General features: G+C 43.6%; 16 protein-coding genes. 4 read left to right on the top strand and 12 right to left on the bottom strand.

What is annotated here, in order from left to right; all coding sequences use genetic code 11:
- Positions 1-8 precede the first annotated feature (8 nt).
- The 4 genes from BCV39_RS11145 to potA form a co-directional block, all read right to left on the bottom strand.
- The gene (locus BCV39_RS11145) at positions 9-1,043 is read right to left on the bottom strand and encodes an extracellular solute-binding protein (protein ID WP_017059628.1); all 1,035 of its coding nucleotides are present in this window, start codon (positions 1,041-1,043) and stop codon (positions 9-11) included.
- Between the two features lie 146 nt (positions 1,044-1,189).
- Positions 1,190-1,960 carry a spermidine/putrescine ABC transporter permease PotC gene (potC, locus tag BCV39_RS11140; RefSeq protein WP_004733706.1) on the bottom strand — a complete coding sequence of 257 codons (771 nt, stop codon included), beginning with the start codon at positions 1,958-1,960 and terminating at the stop codon, positions 1,190-1,192.
- Positions 1,960-2,817, bottom strand: coding sequence for a spermidine/putrescine ABC transporter permease PotB (gene potB, locus BCV39_RS11135; RefSeq protein WP_017059630.1), 858 nt, complete (start codon positions 2,815-2,817; stop codon positions 1,960-1,962). The genes potC and potB overlap by 1 nt, the downstream gene beginning before the upstream one ends.
- Positions 2,801-3,916 (bottom strand): spermidine/putrescine ABC transporter ATP-binding protein PotA, encoded by a 1,116-nt coding sequence (potA, locus tag BCV39_RS11130; RefSeq protein ID WP_048658741.1) that lies wholly within the window; start codon positions 3,914-3,916, stop codon positions 2,801-2,803. Before potA ends, potB begins: the two co-directional genes overlap by 17 nt.
- Positions 3,917-4,245: 329 nt before the next feature.
- Between potA and BCV39_RS11125 the strand changes: the two genes are divergently transcribed.
- The 4 genes from BCV39_RS11125 (at position 4,246) to ttcA (ending at position 7,884) form a co-directional block, all read left to right on the top strand.
- Positions 4,246-5,073, top strand: coding sequence for a hypothetical protein (locus BCV39_RS11125; RefSeq protein ID WP_048612081.1), 828 nt, complete (start codon positions 4,246-4,248; stop codon positions 5,071-5,073).
- Complete coding sequence (locus BCV39_RS11120; RefSeq protein ID WP_102431929.1) at positions 5,066-5,914, top strand: glucosaminidase domain-containing protein; 849 nt, start codon at positions 5,066-5,068, stop codon at positions 5,912-5,914. Before BCV39_RS11125 ends, BCV39_RS11120 begins: the two co-directional genes overlap by 8 nt.
- Positions 5,915-6,036: 122 nt before the next feature.
- Positions 6,037-6,687: a DUF2987 domain-containing protein gene (locus BCV39_RS11115; RefSeq protein WP_102431928.1), complete on the top strand. Its 651-nt coding sequence runs from the start codon at positions 6,037-6,039 to the stop codon at positions 6,685-6,687.
- A gap of 303 nt (positions 6,688-6,990) precedes the next feature.
- Positions 6,991-7,884, top strand: coding sequence for a tRNA 2-thiocytidine(32) synthetase TtcA (gene ttcA, locus BCV39_RS11110; protein ID WP_102431927.1), 894 nt, complete (start codon positions 6,991-6,993; stop codon positions 7,882-7,884).
- A gap of 139 nt (positions 7,885-8,023) precedes the next feature.
- Here the strand turns inward: ttcA and uspE are convergent, their stop codons facing one another.
- The 8 genes from uspE to BCV39_RS11070 form a co-directional block, all read right to left on the bottom strand.
- Positions 8,024-8,974: a universal stress protein UspE gene (uspE, locus tag BCV39_RS11105; protein ID WP_017070547.1), complete on the bottom strand. Its 951-nt coding sequence runs from the start codon at positions 8,972-8,974 to the stop codon at positions 8,024-8,026.
- 132 nt (positions 8,975-9,106) lie between these two features.
- Positions 9,107-9,853: an FNR family transcription factor gene (locus BCV39_RS11100; RefSeq protein ID WP_017632474.1), complete on the bottom strand. Its 747-nt coding sequence runs from the start codon at positions 9,851-9,853 to the stop codon at positions 9,107-9,109.
- 86 nt (positions 9,854-9,939) lie between these two features.
- The gene (locus tag BCV39_RS11095) at positions 9,940-10,614 is read right to left on the bottom strand and encodes a sulfite exporter TauE/SafE family protein (protein ID WP_102431926.1); all 675 of its coding nucleotides are present in this window, start codon (positions 10,612-10,614) and stop codon (positions 9,940-9,942) included.
- Positions 10,604-10,840 (bottom strand): cbb3-type cytochrome oxidase assembly protein CcoS, encoded by a 237-nt coding sequence (ccoS, locus tag BCV39_RS11090; RefSeq protein WP_102431925.1) that lies wholly within the window; start codon positions 10,838-10,840, stop codon positions 10,604-10,606. The genes BCV39_RS11095 and ccoS overlap by 11 nt, the downstream gene beginning before the upstream one ends.
- The gene (locus BCV39_RS11085) at positions 10,840-13,212 is read right to left on the bottom strand and encodes a heavy metal translocating P-type ATPase metal-binding domain-containing protein (protein ID WP_102431924.1); all 2,373 of its coding nucleotides are present in this window, start codon (positions 13,210-13,212) and stop codon (positions 10,840-10,842) included. The genes ccoS and BCV39_RS11085 overlap by 1 nt, the downstream gene beginning before the upstream one ends.
- 5 nt (positions 13,213-13,217) lie before the next feature.
- Entirely contained in the window at positions 13,218-13,697 is a 480-nt protein-coding gene (locus tag BCV39_RS11080; RefSeq protein ID WP_048658748.1) for a FixH family protein, read from the bottom strand.
- 108 nt (positions 13,698-13,805) lie between these two features.
- Positions 13,806-14,780, bottom strand: coding sequence for a cytochrome-c oxidase, cbb3-type subunit III (gene ccoP / locus BCV39_RS11075; RefSeq protein WP_048658749.1), 975 nt, complete (start codon positions 14,778-14,780; stop codon positions 13,806-13,808).
- Positions 14,780-14,953, bottom strand: coding sequence for a CcoQ/FixQ family Cbb3-type cytochrome c oxidase assembly chaperone (locus BCV39_RS11070; protein WP_004733679.1), 174 nt, complete (start codon positions 14,951-14,953; stop codon positions 14,780-14,782). The genes ccoP and BCV39_RS11070 overlap by 1 nt, the downstream gene beginning before the upstream one ends.
- Between the last annotated feature and the right edge of the window lie 8 nt (positions 14,954-14,961).

Here is a 14,961-nt window from a genome sequence, read left to right as displayed (position 1 = left end):
AAGCTAAGTTACTGACCTGCTTTAAGTTTCATGAAGTAATCTTCGTACTTCACTGTCTTGTCGCCAACTGCAGCTTGCCATTCAACACGGTCAAGATCTTCTTGAGACGGGAACAGAGCAGGGCTGTCTTTGAACTTCTCGTTAGACGCTTTAACTGCCGTTAGGTAGCCAGTATCGCGAGAAATCTGCTCAGCAATTTCAGGGCGAAGTAGGAAGTCGATCATCTTATGAGCCGCTTCTACGTTTACCGCACCAGAACTGATTGCAAAGTTATCAACCCAACCGATACCGCCTTCTTTAGGGAAAACCAATTTGATTGGTAGACCTTCGTTTTGCGCAGCGGCAGCAGAACCGTTCCACAGCATACCAAGTCCAACTTCACCAGACATATATGGCGCGCCTGGGTTATCTGAGTTAAATACTAGAACGTTTGGCATCAGCTTTTGTAGCTCAGCGTACGCTTCGTCGATCTCTTTCTCGTTTGTTGTGTTACCAGAGTAACCTAACTTACGTAGTGCGATGTGGAACACTTCACGAGTGTCATCCATCATCATTAGTTGACCTTCAAGCTCAGGCTTCCATAGATCAGCCCAGCTTTGGAAATCTTCTGGATCGTACATGTCAGTGTTAACAGCAAGACCTGTGATCGCAACTACGTGTGGAATAGAGTAGTCGTTACTTGGGTCGTACGGCTTATCTAGGTAGTTAGTATCTAGATTCTTGAAGTTGTTCAGCTTAGTTTTGTCGATCTTTTGTAGCATACCTTCGTCACGCATCTTAGATACGAAGTAAGTCGACGGCACAACTAGGTCGTAGCCTTTGTTGTGTGTTTTTAGCTTTGCGTACAGGGTTTCGTTCGACTCGTAAGTCGAGTAGATAACCTTGATACCAGTTTCATCAGTGAACTGTTCTAGAATCTCACTGTTGATGTAAGGTCCCCAGTTCATGAATACCAATTCTTTGTTATCTTTTGCAAATGATGGTGCAGATAACATTGAAAGCGCACATGCACTACCAGCTAATAGAGTAGCCCATTTTTTCATTGACGTTAGCTCCAAACTAAACGTTGCCCGAAGGCAGTAGATAGAAAAACAGAATGGCAATTTCCATTCTGTTTATGATTAACACTTTTTTGAACTTGAAGTAGCTTAACTTCTTACCAAGCCTGTCTCTTTATAGAGTAGGAGACTTACTTGATTTTTTCTCTCGCTAATAACTGAGAAATGATCACCAGTATTAACGACACCACTAACATCACTGTTGCTAGGGCGTTTACCTCAGGAGAGATACCCACTTTAACCATTGAGTAAATCTTCAGTGGTAAGATTTCATACGTTGGACCGGTTACGAAAGAACTGATGATCACATCGTCCAGAGACAGAGTGAAACTCAATAACCAACCCGCAGCAACCGCTGGCTTAGCAAGTGGTAAGATGATCTGTTTTAGGATCGTCCATTCGCTCGCACCTAAGTCTTTTGCTGCTTCTAACATCTTCACATCAAAGCCATTCAAGCGACTGTAAACCGTTACCACAACGAACGGTAGACAGAAGGTAATGTGAGCAGCAAGTAGGGTAAAGAACCCAAGTTGTACACCCATTACTAAGAACAGAGCCAGTAACGAAATTGCCATTACGATATCTGGTGACATCATTACGATGAACAACATGCCATTTACGATGCCTTTACCTTTAAATTGGTAACGGAATAGGGCTACTGCTGTAAGGCTACCGACAATCGTTGCGGCTGTTGCTGAGAACACCGCTACATTGATCGAGTGCCACGCAGCCTGCATTAGGCTGTCGTTGTTAATAAGCGCGTCATACCATTTAGTCGTGAAGCCACCCCATTTCATACCAAACTTATTGGCATTAAACGAGTTAGCAATCAATACGATAATAGGTAGGTATAGAAAGGCGTATACCAGCGCCATAAAGCTGAACTTAACTGTGCGCCCCATTAGTCTAGCTCCACTTTCTTATTCAATAGCTTACCTGCTCGGTAGTAGGCATACAGCATCACAGCCATTGCCATGGTCAGTGCGATACTCGTCGCTGCACCAAACGGCCAGTCTCGAGCGTTGAGCACTTGGCTCTTAATCACGTTACCAATCAATAGGTTCTTAGCTCCGCCTAATAGGTCAGAGATGTAGAACATACCTAACGCTGGCAGTAGTACTAATAAACAACCGCCGATAATGCCCGGCATTGTTAGGGGCAGTACAACTTTCAATAGCGTTTGCAGTTTGTTCGCACCTAAATCTTTAGCCGCTTCTAAATACGTATCATCCAGTTTCTCAATCGCTGAATACAGCGGCAGAATCATAAACGGAAGTAGGATGTACACTAAACCGATCATTACTGCGGTTTCTGAGTACATGATACGTAGCGGTTTATCAATGATATCTAGCGCTAACAAACTTTTGTTCAAGACACCTTGCGTACCCAGTACAATCTTCAATCCATAAGTACGAATCAAAGAGTTAGTCCAAAATGGGACAATCACTAGGAACAACATGATTGGACGCCACTTCGCAGGCATTTTTGCCACGATGTAAGCGAACGGGTAACCAATAATTAAACAAAGTAGGGTTGCGACAATTGCCATATAGAAAGAGTGCATCAACACTTTAAAATACAGCGGGTCAGCCAAACGCACGTAGTTATCGAGGGTGAAGGTCATCTCGATCAAGTTCGCTTCATCACGAGTTAAGAAGCTAGTACCGATGATCATGATGTTTGGAATCATCACGAACAGCACTAACCAACCTGTGATTAAAGCAACAATTGCGTTTTGTAAATTAAACTTCTTGCTCATCTTCTAATACCACTTCCCAGCTCTCAACCCAAGTTACTGCAACTTTTTGGCCCAGTGAGTGATCAACATCAGGGTCATCTTCGTTGAAGAATTCGCTAACCATGACACGCATACCAGATTCAAGTTCTACAACTGAATCTAATGTCATGCCTTTATAGGTTCGCTCGACAATGTGGCCAACAATACCGCGTTGCTCAGACTCTTTGATTTCTTCGATACGAAGATCTTCAGGGCGAAGCAATACTTGCAGTTTTTGACCCGGTGTGACGTCTTTATCGTGATAGATAACCGACTCTTCACCTTCGATTGTCGCAACAATGCGTTTTTCATCTAGACGAGATTTCGCTGTCGCTTCGAATACGTTAATTTCACCAATGAAGCGCGCTACAAATAGGTTCTTAGGCTCTTCGTAGATCTCTCTTGGTGTTCCGTCTTGTTCAATCACGCCATCACGCATAACAATAATACGGTCAGACATAGACAGCGCTTCTTCTTGGTCATGCGTTACAAAAATGAACGTGATACCAAGTTGGCGTTGTAATTGTTTCAGCTCGATTTGCATCTGTTTACGCAGTTTGTAATCCAGAGCAGATAGAGATTCATCCAACAAAAGAACTTTAGGCTTATTAACGACAGCACGAGCGATTGCAATACGTTGCTGTTGACCACCAGATAGCTGGTGTGGCTTTCGTTGTGCCATTTGTTCTAGGCGCACCATTTTCAAAGCATCCATTACACGAGGTTCAATCTCGCTGTTTGGAACTTTCTGCATGCGTAAGCCAAATGCCACATTGTCGAAAACGGTCATATGTGGGAATAGGGCATAGCTTTGGAATACAGTGTTTACATGCCTTTGTTCAGCAGGAACTTGGGTTACGTTTTGTTCAGCTAATAGTATTTGACCACTATCTGCCGTTTCAAAACCCGCAATCATTCTTAGTACGGTTGTTTTACCACAACCTGATGGGCCTAAAATCGTGAGAAACTCACCATGATTTACGTTTAAATCCAGATTGCCGATGACTTCCTTACCATCGAAACTTTTACTGATGCCAGTTAGCTGTACTACTGGCTTTCCTACTGATTTTTTAGCGTTCAACGTCTGTTTTTCTCCACCTTGGTTCTATTTGAGACCTGTTGCTATACACCTTTAAGGCGCGCATCATAATCACCAAAAACGTGAATTCAAAGCATTTTTTACCTTTCGAAGATAAAAAATTTCGCAGGTAAAAGTAAACATCCTTTACCATACTGTTATTTACTGGGTTTACACCCCAACAAGTGTCTAATTATTAACCATTAAGACGCAAAAGCAAGCCTTGTTACAGAATCATATTTTAGTTTGTATCCGACATATGAGTATAATGAAGGTAATTTTTTATCAATAAGTTAGGTGGTTTCGCTTAATCGGCGCACCTAGGTATCAATATGAACAACGACATCGAAAAAGATTTTAATTTGGGCGGTAGTATCAACCGTGCACTTTCTGGCGATTATGAGCTCAAAGCAACGGCTGTATTCCAAGAAGCTTGGAAACATACGATAAGTCACTTTCTTTCGTTTTCCCCTGCGATTATTGCTTTGATGTTTGTGCAACTCGCTATCTTTTATATCGCACTTAAACTACAGCTTGGTGACCCTGCGGTTATATTGGATGCGGTTATCGACCCAGAGTCGTTTACACCACAAATCGTTGAATCAATTTTTATTGCGAACTTTAGCTATGAAGTGATCAGTGCACCTATCTATGCTGGTATCTGTTTAATGGCCATGAGCCACGCTGCTGGTCTACAAACCAAAGTACGCCATATTGGTAAAGGTTTGCAGTTTACGGTTCCCGTTATCCTAGTGACTTTATTTAGCCTAATGCTTCAAGGCATAGCAGGTATGATTCTGCCGTTCTTATCTATCTACTTTTCACTTGCGTTCAGTCATTCGATTCTGCTGATTTGTGATAAGAAAGTGCCGCCAATGCAATCGCTTCTGCTTTCATTAAGAGCGGTAAACAAGAAGATCTTCGTGGTCGCGTCTATTTACCTAATGGTTATGTTGATGTTCATCGTGGCTGCGATGATGTACGGCATTGGCTTAATCTTCGTTCTTCCATTCTTCTTCCACGTGAAAGGTATCCTTTACCGTGAAATGTTTGGCATCAAGTTGAAACTGATTGCTTCAGATCGTCCAAAGAGTGATGACGATAACAACGACAGCAATAACGACGACAATAACAAAAACCCACAGGTGTTCGATGCATAAAGACACACAGGCAAGCGCAAGCAAATCACTTGCGCTTAAAGTGACGGCACTGGCTCTTGTTGGCTCTATTTCACTAATTGGTCCTTATATTTACCAAGAAGAGGAGCGTCGACGTACGACAGAGCAGAGCGCCAATTCCACTGACCAATTTGGCGACTTGACGGTTTCTTCGAGCACACCAAATTTTGCGGCCATCGAAGATGTGAACGAGAAAAAGGACACATTTTTTTCGTTCCTACGTCCAAGCATCAATATTGAAAACAAACGTATCACCAAAGAGCGCGCGTTTTTAACTAAGCTCTCTGAATCTGGTTTAAACAAAATTGATTCTGAAGACGCGTCTTATGCGAAAAGGTTAGGGAAGTTATACAGCTTACCTGTGCCTAGTGAAGGTTTAGATCTGGCATGGCTGACAGAGATGCTTAATCGCGTCAATGTACTGCCAGAAGCGCTCGTACTGACACAAGCAGCGAATGAGTCAGCTTGGGGAACGTCGCGTTTCGCCACCAAAGCGAACAACTATTTCGGACACTGGTGTTACACCAAAGGTTGTGGCCTTGTTCCGCTACAACGTAACGAAGGTAGCTCTCATGAAGTCGCAACATTCTCTTCAAGCCAAGAGTCTGTGCACCGTTACTTCATGAACCTAAACCGAAACCGTGCTTACGCAGACCTAAGAGCAATTCGCGCAAAACTAGCAACACAGGGCGACGATCTGTTAACGACCGAAACCGCAACAGAGCTCACCAACGGCTTGCTAAAATATTCTGAGCGCGGTTCAGACTATGTGACTGATTTACAAGCTATGATCCGTCACAACGAGGTATACTGGACAAAGTAACTCGATTTGATAGTCATTTGTTGAGCTTATACGATAAGTTCGACCAAATAACATCACATAAAGAGCAGCTCATTGGCTGCTCTTTCTATTTATAAACGCTCAACTTCGACAAGATTATAATAATGAAAAAGACAGCACTCGCTATATTAGCCTCATTAAGCCTTGGGGTTTCTCTTCCAGCTTCCGCGCAAGAGTACATGTTCACGTATTCTAAACTTTATACTCAGCTGAAAAACAACACCAAAGAAGGGCATGATGATGTCAAAGTTGCGGTCTTCTTTGTTGATCAACAAGCTCAGCAAACCTGTCACATCAGCAAAGCTTGGATGGAAAAAGAAGAGCACTACGAAGAGCTAAAAGTCTCTCCTGCGAATGAACTGCTTCTACCTGTAGATCAAAACCTACGTTCAGCTAATCCTCTTATCTTTGTACAAACTCAAGAAGAAGAGTGTGCGTATTCTTTGGTTGTGATGACGCAAGAGCCTTTAGCTGGCACAGTAGAAGTAACTCAACTAGAAAACCTATTACCACAGATGCAGGCGATGCTTGAAGATGTCAGCGGTATGTTCTCTGGTTGGTTCACGCCTGATATACAAGGGTTAACGCTGGAATTCGCTAATAAGCTTGAAGGCAACATAGAGGTTTCAAACGGCAAGCAACTACCAATCGAAGAAGGGCGAGCGAAATTCACCTTAGAAGAACTGAATGGAAGTGACAGCATCACGTTACCAGAACCAACAGTTCGCGTATTGCCGTACATTCCCGCGCAATAATTTTTAAAGGAATTATTGTTAGCAGAATCAGTCTCCAAACTTTCATGACATATCTTAAAGCAGCCTGATCGAATTAGAGCAGGCTGCTTTTCTTTATCTGTGATACCAACCGAGAGCTTGTGAAGCCGCGTTTCCCTACCGCTTAGGGAGCTTATCGAATAATAAAAGCCGAATCTTTCTAATACTCAGCTTGTTTATCCTGCCGTTACTATTTCAACATGAAATAAAAATCCGTATAATCCACGCCCTAAAACAGTCCCACTAGCAATCTACAGTCGGTAATACGACGGTGTGAGAGTCGCAATGAACCAAAACGATAATAGAAAAGAAACACTTGAATTCAACAAACTTCAGAAACGTCTGAGAAGAAATGTTGGAAATGCCATCATCGACTACAACATGATCGAAGAGAATGACGTAGTAATGGCATGTATTAGTGGCGGTAAAGATTCATTTGCGATGCTAGACATTTTGCTACGTTTACGTGAAGCAGCGCCTATCAAGTTTGATGTTGTGGCAGTAAACCTAGATCAAAAACAACCTGGGTTCCCTGAACACATTCTTCCTGAGTACTTTGAAACGCTGAACATTCCTTACTACATCGTAGATAAAGATACGTATTCAGTGGTTAAAGAGAAAGTGCCTGAAGGCAAAACAACGTGTGGCCTATGTTCTCGTCTTCGTCGTGGTACTTTGTACTCATTCGCAGAGAAGATCGGCGCAACTAAGATCGCACTTGGTCACCACCTAGACGACATCGTTGAGACCATGTTCCTAAACATGTTCCACGGCGCGCGCCTAAAGGCTATGCCACCAAAGCTTCGTTCAGATGATGGTCGTAACGTTGTTATCCGTCCACTGACTTACTGTCGCGAAACGGACCTAATCAAATACGCTGAGCACAAAGAGTTCCCAATCATTCCTTGTAACCTATGTGGTTCACAAGAGAATCTACAGCGTCAGAACATTAAAGCGATGCTAATTGATTGGGATAAGAAAACGCCAGGTCGTGTTGAGAAGATCTTCAAGTCAATCCAGAACGTAAGCCCAAGTCAACTGGCTGACCGCGAGCTGTTTGATTTCGTGAACCTTACTCTAGACCGTAGTGAAGATCGCAAAGCATACGAATTCGAAGAAGCTGAAATCTCATCTTCAAACATTGATGAGTCAATGTTCATCGACGTAACCAACGTTTAGCCATTTGAGTCGATAAAGATGATATTAGCCATTCTGTATTTGGAATGGCGTTGCTCTAGATAAACAAAAACGCCTCAAGCAATGCTTGAGGCGTTTTTTTATGAGTTGAACTTGTAGTGAAGCTCTGTGCTTAAACGACTTAACCTTTCGAAAGGTTAGGGTCTAATGGGCTCACGTAACCAGACGGTTTAAGAGCCAACACATCACAGTTAATTTTGTCGATAACATGCTCCGCTGTATTACCAATAAACACGGCAGACAAGCCAGTACGACCCGTGGTACCCAGAATAACCATTGCAGCGTTATTTTCAGAAGCCACACGAGGAATAACATCTTCAGGCAAGCCTTGCTCAACCACAGTTTGTTCTTCACACATACCGTGCTTTTGGCGAAGCGCTTTCATTGCCGTCAAGTGGTGACCACGAACTGCGTCAGTATAAGACGTTGGATCAAACTCTGGCAGTTCAATCGTGATATTAGCAGGTGTCACTGGGTAGGCATTCACCAAGAACGGTTCAGCATCCAAACGACCCGTGATCTCTAGTAACCTGTCGACCATAGTGTCGTTAAGCTCTAAGTGAGCTTCTGTTTCCGAACCAACGTGAACTGAAGCAAAAATCTTCGCGTGATCTGGCCAGAAATCATTTTTAACCAATAGCACTGGGCTAGGGCATTTTCTCAACAGATGCCAATCAGTTGGAGTGAAGATGACAGACTCCAAGGTATCATGCTTACGCGTACCTTTGATTAATATATCATGCTCGCCACTATACACCTCGGCAATGATCGCTTCGTACGGGCGGTTGTGCCAAACCACTTGTACATTAAATTCAATAGAATCATCTAGGTAAGGTTCTGCGACTTTATTCATCCAAATTTCGCGTTGGTGAATTACACCTTTGCGCATTGCGTCTCTTTCATCGATAGAGAGCATAGATGTCATTTCATACGAGAAGTCGTATATCGACAAAAAGAAAGTGATGTGGCTTGTTGAGGTGCTTTTCTTGGCAAGTTGGATAGCACGAACTAGAGCAGGTTGCTCATCGTGATTAATGTCTGCGACAACTAAAATTTTGTTATAGATACTCATAACTAAGCCTACTTTTCAGACCGAACATATAAATAATGTAGCGTAGTTATGGGGAGATTAAGAGAAATAAAAGAGGTTTTAAGAGAGAAACATGATGTAGCTCATTATTGAACTACATCATTGATATCTAGACTATTCTTTTGAAACGCCAGCAAGTTCCATCAACGCATCGTGATCTTCGATAGTGATATATTTGCCTTTAACGCTCAAGATGTCTGCTTTTTGGAAACGACCTAAAAGACGGCTGATTGTTTCAACAGTCAAGCCAAGGTAGTTACCAATATCGCCACGAGTCATCGTTAGGCGGAACTCACGCGGGCTGAAGCCACGCTGAGAGAAGCGAGTAGAAAGGTTGTAAAGGAATGCAGCAAGACGCTCTTCCGCGTTCTTCTTAGAAAGAAGCAGAATCATTTCTTGGTCACCTTTAATCTCGTTACTCATCAGGCGCATAATTTGCTGACGCAATTTAGGCATTTTTCCTGATAGGTCATCAAGAATTTCATATGGGATTTCACATACCATAGAAGTTTCTAGCGCTTGTGCGAAACTAGGGTGTAGGTCACCAGTAATCGCATCGAAGCCAACAAGATCGCCCGCTAGGTGGAATGCAGTAATCTGCTCATCACCTTGCTCGGTAATCGTGTAGCTCTTGATCGTTCCAGAGCGAATAGCGTATAGAGATTTAAGCTCGTCACCGGCTTTAAATAACTCTTGGCCTTTTTGAATAGGCTTTTTTCTCTCAATGATCTGATCAAGTTGATCGAGTTCAGATTCATTCAAAGTAAACGGAATACAGAGCTGGCTAATACTACAATCCTGGCAATGGATTGCACAGCCGCCAGACTGAACACGTTTCGTCACAGGCTTTTCAGAAATCATAACAATCTTTCACTATTTGATATACGTCAATATTTTAGCATTCCTTTATCCAGTTGGGTAGTAAAAAAACCGGATTTAAAGAACAGCTATACGGTATAAATAATGAGCTGCAATGCCATATAACCGGTATAGAAACCATAAATGAGGATTAAAATTGCGCCTAGTTGGCGAAATAAGTCAGCTTGTTGCAGTTTCTTGAGGAAATTAGCGCCCATACCAACCGTCAGCATCGCTGGAAGCGTCCCTAAACCGAAGGCAAGCATGATGCCCGCTCCGTTGTACCAGCTTCCCGATACCGCAGCCCACGTTAGCATAGAGTAAACCAGGCCACATGGAAGCCAACCCCAGATAAAACCAAAAGGCAGGGCATGGCTTGGGTGTTTGAGCGGAAGAAAAGACTTACCGATTGGAGAGATATAACGCCAAAGCTTCTGGCCGACTTTTTCAAAGAACAGCAAGCCGAACCACCATTTGCCAATGTATAAACCTAAGATGATCATAAAGACAGCAGCAAATAGACGCAGCCAACCGAGCAAGGCATTAAAATCGCTGAGCTGGCCAATCGAAGAGATTGCTCCGCCTATCACGCCACCAATCACGGCATAGCTTAATAGGCGTCCAAGGTTATAAAGCAGGGGAATAACAGGGGAAGGCTTCGTGTTACCAATCGAAAGAAGCGACGCGATGCCACCACACATTCCCATGCAGTGTCCCGCGCCGATCAATCCAACAATAAAAGCTCCGATCCAATCAGGCGTCATCATTCTTTTTATCTAAGTTAGGTTGGCTTTCTGTATTGGCTTTTTCATTCTTAGCAAGTTTGCTATCTGAATGGTTGTGAGCTTTTTCGTCTTCATCAAACAGAATGTTGTGGCCTTGTCGCTCAAGGTCTTCAAACTGTTCGCTCTTAACGGCCCATAGAAAAATACCAACAGCGATGCACACTAGTACAATCGCAATGGGGATCAGGATGTATAAACTTTCCATTATTTACCTTGCTCTTTTAAAAGCCTTAACGAGTTAGACACAACAATAATAGAGCTGGCAGACATGCCAACAACGGCGATGTATGGAGCAACCAAACCTGCAACAGCCAATGGAAGAATGAGTAAGTTATACCCTAATGACCAAGCTAGGTTTTCACGGATTATCTTACGCGTTTTTAACGCCAAAGTACGCGACTTAAGTAATCTATCGAGTTTATCACCCAACAATACCATATCCGCAGAAGCTTTCGCCACATCCGTACCGCCACCCATAGCAACTGAAAGGTGAGCACCCGCAAGAATAGGGGCATCGTTAATGCCATCGCCAACCATCATGGTAATGTCACTTGCATCTCGAGAGTTCAAGTAAGCAAGTTTATCTTCAGGCTTCGCGTTAGCAACAATGTCTGTAATACCGATCTCTTCAGCAACAGGCTTCGCGTTAATCAAAGAATCGCCAGTAAGCAGAGTCGTTTTGATTCCCGCTTCTTTAAATTGCTTAATAAACTCGATGCTTTCTTTGCGAATGGGATCTTCATAAGTAAACGTTGCGATATGACGGCCCGCCATCGACAAGTAAATACCGTTACTTTCCGATGGTTGAGCTTCACCCAAAATGAACTCACTACTGCCGATCGCTACTTCCAGGCCATTCCACTCACCAGTAATACCTGAACCGATCACGTTATTGACAGACTCTACTTCAATATCATCTGAAATATGAGTCTTGAACGCTTTCGCAATAGGGTGGTTAGCGTGTTGCTCCAAGCTCGCCGCGACTTTGAGACAGGTGTCTTTATCAAGCTCAGCGAAGGTTTCAACTTGGCTGATACGAATATCACCCTCAGTCAATGTGCCTGTTTTATCAATGATCAAGTGATTCACTTTGCACAAGGTTTCAAATACATGGCCTTTACGCAGCAAGATACCGAAGTTACCCATACGAGAAGTGGAACAGGTAATTGCCGTCGGTGTCGCGAGTGACAGAGCACACGGACAAGTCGCAACGAGTACAGACAACATGATCCAGAAAGCATCTTCTGGTCGTGTTTGGTGCCAGTAGAACCAAGTGCCAAATGAAATGATCAAGATAACCGCAACAAAGTATCGCGCTACTACATCGGCAATTTCAGCAATTCTAGGCTTAGAAAGTTGCGCTTCATCTTGCAGGCGAACGATATTGGAAATCACCGAATCCGCTTTTGATGTCATCACTTCCAGTTCAAACGACTCGTCACCATTCAATGTACCAGCGAAGACAATATCACCCTCGTTTTTTACTACGTGGATAGATTCACCAGTCAGCATCGATTCATCAATATGAACTCGACCAGACAATACTTTGCCATCGGCAGGAATGTGTTCACCCGGAAGAACGCGAATTTGGTCGCCAACTTTTAAAGTTTTTACCGGAACTTGTTCGCCTTCTAATGTTGTTGCCATAGCAGGAACGAGCTTAAGCAGGTTACCACTAGCGGCAGCTGCTTTACGACGAGCGCGCATTTCAAGGAAACGACCAAGCAGTAAGAAGAAGGTAAACATCGAGATAGATTCGAAGAATACTTCACCTTTCTCTGTCACCGTTGCGACCAAACTTGCAACGTAGGCAAACAACAGAGCAATCGACACAGGCACATCCATACCCAATGTTCGACCTTTGAGGCTACGCCACGCATTGATATAGAAAGGCAATGCAGAGTAGAGCAGAACCGGTGTTGCGAAGATTAAGCTCACCCAACGGAAGTAGCTTTTGAATTCAGGTTCAAGGTTACCAAAGACTTCAAGATAAAGCGCCACAGCCAGCATCATGACCTGCATGGTTGCTAAACCAGCAATACCAAGACGATAGAGATAATTCTTCATCGAACGATGATAGGCGGCTTCTTGTTGATCAGCCTCGAATGGTGCGGCTTTATAACCTAGGGTGTGGATTGCAGACAACAGCTCGCTCAGTTTAGCCTGAGTGTTATCCCAACTGAGCAGGGCGCGGTTAGTCGTGGTATTAACACGAATACTAACAACCCCTAACTTTGAAGAGACTTGCTTCTCAATAAGCCATGCACAAGCAGCACAAGAGACACCTTCTAGTGACAATGTCACTTCAGAGGTATTTTCAGAGTTACGGACGAACTCCAATTGAACATCTTCGTTGTCGTAATGACTGAGTGCCAGAAGTTGCTCTGGCACGAGATCCGCTTTTTCAGCTGGAGCGGTACGATATTGGTAGTAAGAGACCAAGCCGCCATCAACGATTGTCTGGGCTACGGTTTCGCAGCCCGGACAACACATCTGCCGCACCGATCCTAAGATTTCTACTTTAAAATCCGTTTCCGCTGGTACATCTTCACCGCAGTGATAACAGGATTCACACATAAGCTTTAGTTCGTTAGTTGAGTAGGAGTATCAATAGGGAAGTTCATGCGACCTTGAACTAACCATTCAGAATTATGCGGAGAAAGCTCGATAAACCATGGACCTTGCATTTCATGGTCCAGAGTCAACGTGTAGTTGCCTCTCGCATCAGCGGTCAGTAGCTGAGTAAAATCACGGTCAGGCAGCGTTCGGTGCACGAACATTGCGCTAATAGCAGGGAAGTGGTCTAGCTTGCCTTTGTCGAGAGTAATGATAACCGAGTTACCTTTCTCGCTAACTGAAGCTGATAGGCCAAGCTCTTTAGCAACGTTTACTTTTGAAATGTCGACATTAATACCTTTACCTTTTTTATAGTAATCTTCAGTAACAACGTGAACTGAATGGTTGGTAAGTATCGCGACTCGAACCAACGTTAGCATAGAAACGCCAACGGTTAGGAAGAGCAAAAACCACGGCCAAAACTGCTTATACCAAGGTTGTTCCATATTATTATTCTCAATATATACAATGAAATAAAACTATTTTTTACAAACACTTAAGGTTATAACTGTAAAAGAAAGACAGCCCCTTAAGAAGGGGCTGTTATCATTATGTTACTCTTTATCTGAGTTGCTGAGGCTCCAGACGTAGGCTGAGACGAGCTGAACCTTATCCTCACCGAGGATGTCTTTCCAAGCCGGCATTACACCAGAACGTCCGTACATGACTGTTTCCGTCACATCAGCGCGAGAATCACCGAATAGCCAGTCGCGGTCAGTTAGGTCAGGTGCGCCAACAGCAGGGTTACCCTTACCATCAGTACCGTGACACGCTGCACACACTACAAAGCGAGCTTTACCAGCCTCTGCTTCACGTGCGTTTACGCTACGACCAGAAAGGCTAAGCGTGTAGCTAACTACTTCTTTTACGCCTTCTTCGCCAAGAGCGTCTTTCCAACCTGGCATTTGACCGACACGACCATGCATGATGGTAGTAACGATAGCTTGTGGTTCACCACCATATAGCCATGCGTTATCAGTTAGGTTCGGGAAACCTTTCTGACCACGAGCATCAGAGCCGTGACACTGAGAACAGTTTTGTAGGAACAAGCGTTGGCCCACTTTGATTGCATCAGCATCTGATGCAATGTCAGGGACAGAACGTAGACCATTTTCGTCGTGAGCTAACTTTCTGAATGCTTCACCAAAGTAGGTGTCTGCATCATCAAGCTCTTTCGCGTATGCATCTAACTGTTTGTTTGCTTGCGCAGCAGCGATTGCAGAGCGAGACTCTTCTACGCTACGAACTGTTTGGTTTGAACTCGTCCAACCTAGTAGACCTTTAAAGTTGCCAAGGCCTGGGTATAGAGCTAGATAAACAGCTGCAAACACAATTGTGCTAACGAAAAGGTATGTCCACCATTTAGGTAGTGGGTTATTAAGCTCACGAATACCATCGTATTCATGGCCCATATCATGACCTTCTTCTACACCTGTTTTATCGTTGGAACACCAACGAAGTAAGGCTGCACAGCCAATCAACGTACCGATTGTGATTACTGTTACCCAAATACTCCAGAATGTACTCATTACTTCGTCACTCCTTGATTTTTATCTTTCGCAGGTGCTTCATCAGCGAACACTAGGTTTGCATCTTCGTCGAAGCGCGACTTACGATTTTTACCGAAAGCCCACCAAACGATGCCGATGAAACAAGCAAAAACAGTAACAGTCCAAACACTTTGAAATGTAATAATGTCCATAATTATTC

The organism is Vibrio sp. 10N.286.55.E10, from assembly GCF_002872555.1.
Classification (GTDB): Bacteria; Pseudomonadota; Gammaproteobacteria; order Enterobacterales; family Vibrionaceae; genus Vibrio; species Vibrio crassostreae.
The sequence above is the reverse complement of the archived record's forward strand: the minus strand, read 5'-3'. Positions and strand labels throughout refer to the sequence as shown.

Coding starts and splice junctions, on each gene's coding strand:
- BCV39_RS11070 (WP_004733679.1), bottom strand. CDS start 14,953: ATGGACATTATTACATTTCAAAGTGTTTGGACTGTTACTGTTTTTGCT.
- BCV39_RS11145 (WP_017059628.1), bottom strand. CDS start 1,043: ATGAAAAAATGGGCTACTCTATTAGCTGGTAGTGCATGTGCGCTTTCA.
- BCV39_RS11085 (WP_102431924.1), bottom strand. CDS start 13,212: ATGTGTGAATCCTGTTATCACTGCGGTGAAGATGTACCAGCGGAAACG.
- BCV39_RS11095 (WP_102431926.1), bottom strand. CDS start 10,614: ATGACGCCTGATTGGATCGGAGCTTTTATTGTTGGATTGATCGGCGCG.
- potC (WP_004733706.1), bottom strand. CDS start 1,960: ATGGGGCGCACAGTTAAGTTCAGCTTTATGGCGCTGGTATACGCCTTT.
- BCV39_RS11080 (WP_048658748.1), bottom strand. CDS start 13,697: ATGGAACAACCTTGGTATAAGCAGTTTTGGCCGTGGTTTTTGCTCTTC.
- BCV39_RS11115 (WP_102431928.1), top strand. CDS start 6,037: ATGAAAAAGACAGCACTCGCTATATTAGCCTCATTAAGCCTTGGGGTT.
- BCV39_RS11120 (WP_102431929.1), top strand. CDS start 5,066: ATGCATAAAGACACACAGGCAAGCGCAAGCAAATCACTTGCGCTTAAA.
- ttcA (WP_102431927.1), top strand. CDS start 6,991: ATGAACCAAAACGATAATAGAAAAGAAACACTTGAATTCAACAAACTT.
- BCV39_RS11125 (WP_048612081.1), top strand. CDS start 4,246: ATGAACAACGACATCGAAAAAGATTTTAATTTGGGCGGTAGTATCAAC.
- BCV39_RS11100 (WP_017632474.1), bottom strand. CDS start 9,853: ATGATTTCTGAAAAGCCTGTGACGAAACGTGTTCAGTCTGGCGGCTGT.
- ccoP (WP_048658749.1), bottom strand. CDS start 14,780: ATGAGTACATTCTGGAGTATTTGGGTAACAGTAATCACAATCGGTACG.
- ccoS (WP_102431925.1), bottom strand. CDS start 10,840: ATGGAAAGTTTATACATCCTGATCCCCATTGCGATTGTACTAGTGTGC.
- uspE (WP_017070547.1), bottom strand. CDS start 8,974: ATGAGTATCTATAACAAAATTTTAGTTGTCGCAGACATTAATCACGAT.
- potB (WP_017059630.1), bottom strand. CDS start 2,817: ATGAGCAAGAAGTTTAATTTACAAAACGCAATTGTTGCTTTAATCACA.